The 3,632-nt window shown below is 65.0% G+C and carries 4 protein-coding genes; 1 reads left to right on the forward strand and 3 read right to left on the reverse strand.

Going from position 1 to position 3,632, the window contains the following annotated elements; genetic code table 11:
- Positions 1-104: 104 nt before the first annotated feature.
- The 3 genes from QSJ97_RS24290 to QSJ97_RS24300 are packed head-to-tail and all read right to left on the reverse strand — an operon-like array spanning position 105 to position 3,046.
- The gene (locus QSJ97_RS24290; protein WP_285675067.1) at positions 105-1,580 is read right to left on the reverse strand and encodes a tripartite tricarboxylate transporter permease; all 1,476 of its coding nucleotides are present in this window, start codon (positions 1,578-1,580) and stop codon (positions 105-107) included.
- Between the two features lie 22 nt (positions 1,581-1,602).
- Entirely contained in the window at positions 1,603-2,082 is a 480-nt protein-coding gene (locus QSJ97_RS24295) for a tripartite tricarboxylate transporter TctB family protein (RefSeq protein WP_285675069.1), read from the reverse strand.
- 31 nt (positions 2,083-2,113) lie between these two features.
- A complete protein-coding gene (locus QSJ97_RS24300) occupies positions 2,114-3,046 on the reverse strand; it encodes a tripartite tricarboxylate transporter substrate binding protein (RefSeq protein ID WP_285675071.1) in 933 nt (310 codons plus the stop codon).
- Positions 3,047-3,368: 322 nt separating this feature from the next.
- Between QSJ97_RS24300 and QSJ97_RS24305 the strand changes: the two genes are divergently transcribed.
- Positions 3,369-3,602 (forward strand): hypothetical protein, encoded by a 234-nt coding sequence (locus QSJ97_RS24305; RefSeq protein ID WP_285675072.1) that lies wholly within the window; start codon positions 3,369-3,371, stop codon positions 3,600-3,602.
- The last annotated feature ends 30 nt before the right edge of the window (positions 3,603-3,632 follow it).

A 3,632-nucleotide genomic window follows, 5' to 3' on the forward strand; every position in this document is an offset into this window, starting at 1 on the left:
GCCCCGGTTCGGCTAGCGGCCGGATCGTCGATCTCTTCCCCCCTGCCGGATGCGGCAACCATTTCAGCGCGGACGGCTGCGATCCCGGCTGATGGGAGCCCGCTCTAGACATTGCTGTTCATGAGGTTCTTCCTGCCGGAGTTGTGCAGGAAGATCGGCGCGGCGATCAGTGCGCATGTCAATACGAACAATCCGGTCGCGATGTAGCTGTGGGTGAAGAACGAGACGAAGTCGCCATTGGTGAGCAGGAGGCCCCGCCGGAAGCTGTCCTCGAGCTGCGGGCCGAGCACCAGTCCGATGACCATGGGTGCGAGGGGGTAGCCGCAGCGCCGCATGAGAAAGCCGATCACGCCGAAGATGGCGGCGACCAGCACGTCGAAGGGATTGCCGCGAACCGATGCCGTTCCGATCAGCGAAAGCGCGACCACGCCGGCCAGGATGAACCGCTCCTTGATCCTGAGCAGGATGCCGAACAGCCTGATGACCGGAAACGAGAGAACGAGCATGACGATGTTGATGACGATCAGCGCCGCGAACATGGCGTAGACCAGCTGTTCGTGGTCCATCATCAGCCGCACGCCGGGCGTGACGCCGTGTATGACGAACGATCCCAGCAGGATCGCTGTCACCACGTCGCCGGGGACGCCGAGCGCGAGCGTCGGGATCATCGCCGCCCCGGTGACGGCGTTGTTCGCCGTTTCTGCCGCGATGATCCCGTCCGGTTCTCCCTTGCCGAAATTCCCGCGGCGCGGCGACGCGTTCTTCGCGACGGCATAGCTGATGAAGGCGGCGGGCGCGGCACCGGTGCCCGGGAGGAAGCCGACGAAGGAGCCGATCAGCGCGCTGCGGAACAGGCCGCCGAGCCGCCCGCTCCACTCCTTCAGGCGCGGCACCCGCATCTGGACGGAGCGCACGACCGCGATCGGGCTGCTGCCGCTTGCCGCGCGTGCGAGGACCTCCGACAGCGCGAAGAGCCCGACGACGATGGCGATCAGGTCGAGGCCCGCCTCGAGCTCGAGGATGCCGAAGTCGAACCGCGGGAACCCCGTCACGGGATCCACCCCGACAAGCGCGATGAAGATGCCGAGCGCGCCGGAAATCAATCCCTTGACCATCGAGCCGACGGATACCGCGGCAATGCAGGTCAGCGCCATGACGATCAGCGCGAAGACCTCGATCGAGCCGAACTTCACGGCAATCCTGGCCAGCTGCGGCGCGGCGGCGATCAGGATCAGGCAGCTGACGAGGCCGCCGGCGACGGAGGAGAAGGTCGCCCAGCCCAGCGCCTTGCCGGCATGGCCCTGCTCGGTCATCGGGTAGCCGTCGAAGAGCGTGGCCGCGGATTGCGGCGTTCCCGGCGTGTTGATCAGGATCGCCGAGATGGACCCGCCATAGATCGATCCGCAATAGACCCCGAGGAGCAGGAAGATGGCCGAGCCGGCATCCATGCCGAAGGTCAGCGGCAGGCAGACCGTGATGCCGACCACCGAGCCAAGCCCCGGCAGCCCGCCCACCACGATCCCGACGAAGGTTCCGACCACGATCGCGGCGATGCTGCCGAGCGTCACGTAGTCACTCATGATCTGAAGGATGTAATCCACGTCAGTACAAGCCGCCGGATGCGATGCTGGGGAGCCGGATCAGCAGGACATGGTGGAACAGGAACCAGAACCCGACACCGGCCAGCGCCGTGGTGCCCAGGATTGCATACCATCGGCGCTCCCCCAGCAGATAGGTCACGGCGGCGACCAGGGGGGTCACGCTCAGGACGAACCCGACATATGGCATGAGCGCGGTCGCGACGATCATGATGATGCCAAGGAACACGGTCGCTTTCCCGGCCGGCCGTTCCTCGGAGCCCCGGCGGCTGGACAGTTCCTGGAAAGTGGCAATGCCGGCGAGGATGACGATGAGCGCGAGCACGATCCGCGGCAGTACCAGCGCGTTCGGATCGCTCGCGGCGAACCCGGTGTGGTACTTCGGATCATAGGTGCTGGCGTACATCGCGAGGCAGAACAGAACGAGCGAGCCGCTGAAAGCGGCCCGCAGGTGGTTTCTCGTGGAGGCAGGGGTTTTCATCATGAAGGCGCCTGACTTGCGATGCTTCCGAGGCCTACTGGATCAGTCCGGCGTCCTTCAGAACCGCCTCGTTGGTCTCGAGCGCCTTGAGGACGAAAGCCTTGAAGTCTTCGGGGTCGAGATAGCTGGTCGTGGTGCTGACCTTCGCCATGCTCTCCGAGAATGCCGGCGAGTTCACCGCTTCCCGGCAGGCCTCGGCCAAGGCATCGACCTTGTCGGCGTCGGTTCCGGCCGGCGCGAAGACCCCGTGCCAGACCGAGAACTGCAGGTCGTATCCGAGTTCCAGGGTCGTCGGCACATCCGGGTAGGACGGGTGCCGCTCGGCGGCGAAGACGGCGATCGGCTTGACGTTGAACGACTTCACCACCGACGGGAGATCGGCGAAGATCTGTATCTCGCCGCCCGCCAGCGCGTTCATCGCATTGGCCGTTCCCTTGTAGGGGATGTGCTTCGCCTCCTTGCCGGTCGCGCCGGCCAGGGCGGCCATCGCCACATGCGGAACCGAGCCGGGCCCGGCGGATCCGTAGACGATCGAGTCCATCTTCAGGAAGTCGTCGAAGGAGGCGATGTTGCCATCCGCGGGCACCATCAGGATCGCCGGGTCATTAACCGTCCGGCAGATATATTCCCAGCTATCGCCGCCATAGCTGCCCGGCCGCAGGAGCGGCTGGATCGATGCCGGGCCGATCGGCAGATAGGCAATGTTGTAGCCATCTGGCCTTGCCTTGGCCGCCGTCGCTGCGCCGACCGAACCGCTGGCTCCGACGACGTTCCTGATGACGATGGTCCCGTCGAGCGCCTTGCTGAATTCGGGCTCGAACAGCCGCGCGACGGTATCGGTGCCGCCACCTGCGCCGAATGGCACGATCATCTCGATCGTGCTGTCCGGAAATGCCTGCGCTGCGCCGGCCCCGAGCCCGGCGACACATGCAAGAATCCGGGCGGTATTTCTCAATGCACCAGCCATTCTTGTCCCTCCCAAGACAAATCCCAGTTTCCGAGCAATTTCAAGAGGCCCCTGGAGGCGGATTCCCGAGGTGTTGCTCGCTCTTTTCTGCGTTTCCATCCGATCGTGTTTTGACCTTGCAGCCATTGGCCAGATTAGGTGCATAGGCAGCTCTGTACTAAAAGCTACAGCTTGATAAGGAACGGATCAGTACAGATGGCGCGGAAACTCGGGTGATCCCGCCGCGATCCGCCACATCGCCAGGCCCGCTCTCGCCGCGCAGGCGGTCCGATGCGCGCGCCCTTTCGGTCTCGGCTTGCACGGCCGGGTGCCGGACGCCCGCATGATCCGGCCGTTCCGCGATCTGTTGGCTATAGCCGTGGTCGTGGAGCGCTTCTCCGCCGGCGGCGACGCGGATCTTCGCGCAGCCGCCTGCCGCGCCATGGGCGGGCAGATGATCGCCGCGCCCATCGTCGGGGCGCAGACCCAGAGAACCACCTTACCGTTCAAGGTGCTGGCAGGTCTCAGCGATGGGAAAGGCAGTTTGATGCACCGGGTGGGCGCGAAGCACTGCTAAGAGTCCTGAGATTGGATGCGCTGCCAGCAG

It is taken from the genome of Paralimibaculum aggregatum (assembly GCF_030270585.1).
Taxonomy (GTDB): Bacteria; Pseudomonadota; Alphaproteobacteria; order Rhodobacterales; family Rhodobacteraceae; genus Thermohalobaculum; species Thermohalobaculum aggregatum.

Bases quoted from the DNA above. Each gene is read 5' to 3' on its own strand.
- QSJ97_RS24290 (WP_285675067.1), bottom strand. From the start codon at position 1,580: ATGAGTGACTACGTGACGCTCGGCAGCATCGCCGCGATCGTGGTCGGA.
- QSJ97_RS24295 (WP_285675069.1), bottom strand. From the start codon at position 2,082: ATGATGAAAACCCCTGCCTCCACGAGAAACCACCTGCGGGCCGCTTTC.
- QSJ97_RS24300 (WP_285675071.1), bottom strand. From the start codon at position 3,046: ATGGCTGGTGCATTGAGAAATACCGCCCGGATTCTTGCATGTGTCGCC.
- QSJ97_RS24305 (WP_285675072.1), top strand. From the start codon at position 3,369: ATGATCCGGCCGTTCCGCGATCTGTTGGCTATAGCCGTGGTCGTGGAG.